We start from the raw sequence: 1,334 nt of genomic DNA, 5'->3' as shown, positions 1-1,334 counted from the left end.
CCCAGCCAACCGGCGGCGCCAACCGCCAGGGAGATCACGCCATGAAGCAGAATATCGACAGCTCATCCTTTTCGCTACTGCCTGACGCCGCGGGATATGATCCGATCGAAGACCGCCTGCGGGCGAGTGTCCGTGCCACCATCGAGGCGTTGTTCGAAGAGGAACTGGCCGAATGTCTCGGTCGCCTCCGCTATGGACGCGGCGACGACAAGGCCAAGGGCTACCGCCACGGGCATCGCGACCGACAACTGACCGGCACGTTCGGCACCGAGACGGTGCGGGTGCCGCGCGCCCGGATCGAGGACGAGGCGGGCAAAATCACCGAATGGCGCTCGAAGGCGCTGCCGCGCTATCAGCGGCTGACCAAGAAGGCCGAAGCCCTGATCGCGGCGGTTTACCTGGCTGGGACCAACACGCGGAGGGTCAAGCGGGCTTTGTTTGGCCTGTTCGAAGGGGCCGTGAGCAAGGATGTCGTCAGCCGGGCCTGGCGCAAGGTGAAGGTTGATTGGGACGCTTGGTCCACCCGCGATTTGGCCGGTGAAGATGTCGTCAGGCTCATTCTCGACGGCACCGTCATCAAGACCCGGCTGGACCGCAAGGCCACCAATATCTCAGTCCCAGCCGCGATCGGCGTCCGTCGCGACGGGCAGAAGGTGCTGATCTCGATCAGGAATATGGGCGGTGAAAGCACAGCTGCCTGGTGTCAGTTCCTCACCGATCTGGATGCACGGGGCCTGAAACGACCGGAGTTCGTGATCGTCGACGGTGCGCCCGGCTTGGAAGCCGCGCTCGTGGCGCTCTGGGGCGAGGAGCTGCCCATTCAACGCTGCACGGTTCACAAGCACAGAAACCTGCTCGGCCACGCGCCCAAGCGCCTGCATGACGAGCTGAGCGAGGATTACCGCGACATGATCTACGCCGACAGCGCCGCCGAGATCGAGAAGCGTCGCAAGGCCTTCCTCCGCAAGTGGAAGCTCAAGTGCCGGGCCGTGGCCGATAGCCTGGAAGAGGCCGGCGATCGGCTCTTCACCTTCACTCGCCTCGATCCCTCGCAATGGAAATCGGCGCGGACCACCAATGCGATAGAACGTCTGAACGAGGAATTTCGACGCCGGATAAAGACCCAGACCGTGCTGCCATCCGCCGAAACCGTGCCGATGCTGCTCTGGGCGTTGCTGGCCTCGGGGCAGATCCAGATGCGCAAGGTCGACGGATGGGAGACCCTCGCTCAGCCGCTTGGGCCGATGGCACTTGACCTCGCCGCATAACCCGCGCCAATTTCACATGCCCGGAGCAAGCCGCCAGGGAATTTCCACAGCCTTCGCGACACGACC

At 63.9% G+C, this 1,334-nt stretch carries 1 protein-coding gene; it reads left to right on the top strand.

Translation table 11 applies throughout. The features are described 5' to 3' along the window. Window positions 1-41: 41 nt before the first annotated feature. Window positions 42-1,268 carry an IS256 family transposase gene (locus EP867_RS19615; protein ID WP_128491096.1) on the top strand — a complete coding sequence of 409 codons (1,227 nt, stop codon included), beginning with the start codon at window positions 42-44 and terminating at the stop codon, window positions 1,266-1,268. Window positions 1,269-1,334: the final 66 nt, after the last annotated feature.

Source organism: Falsigemmobacter intermedius (assembly GCF_004054105.1).
Lineage (GTDB): Bacteria > Pseudomonadota > Alphaproteobacteria > Rhodobacterales > Rhodobacteraceae > Wagnerdoeblera > Wagnerdoeblera intermedia.
Note: the sequence above shows the minus strand (reverse complement) of the source record. Positions and strands in the feature narration are given on the sequence as shown.